Raw genomic sequence first — 382 nt, 5'->3', positions numbered from 1 at the left:
TCCGCAATCTGTGAAAAAGAATTTAATCGTTTACTTTAAGGAGCTGACCAAGAAAAACATCATAAGCCCCGGCAGTGAAGAAGCAAATGCAGACGTCTTTATGACGATGGTCTTCGGTTATTTTATGCACCGTCTGCAGCTGGGGAAAAGGGTCATTACTCTTTCTGAGGAAACGATGCTGAAACACAGCACTGAGATTTTTATCAAAGGAATCGTCAGCCGGTAATTTTTCCGGCTCCTAGGAGGATGAAGGATGGGTTCAAAGAAAGAATGGGCGCTGATCGTTTCGCTTTTGCTGGGAGCCATACTCGTTCCCATCAATTCTACGATGATCGCAGTCGCCCTTTCATCCATTTCCCGCTCATTCAGCGAATCAATTGCC

General features: G+C 45.3%; 1 protein-coding gene. It reads left to right on the top strand.

From position 1 onward, the window contains the following. Positions 1–226: hypothetical protein (locus tag KSP9073_RS18010; protein ID WP_207771522.1), on the top strand; the 226-nt coding region annotated here is incomplete at its 5' end. Positions 227–382: the final 156 nt, after the last annotated feature.

Source organism: Kushneria phyllosphaerae (assembly GCF_900312995.1).
GTDB lineage: Bacteria > Pseudomonadota > Gammaproteobacteria > Pseudomonadales > Halomonadaceae > Kushneria > Kushneria phyllosphaerae.
Note: the sequence above shows the minus strand (reverse complement) of the source record. Positions and strands in the feature narration are given on the sequence as shown.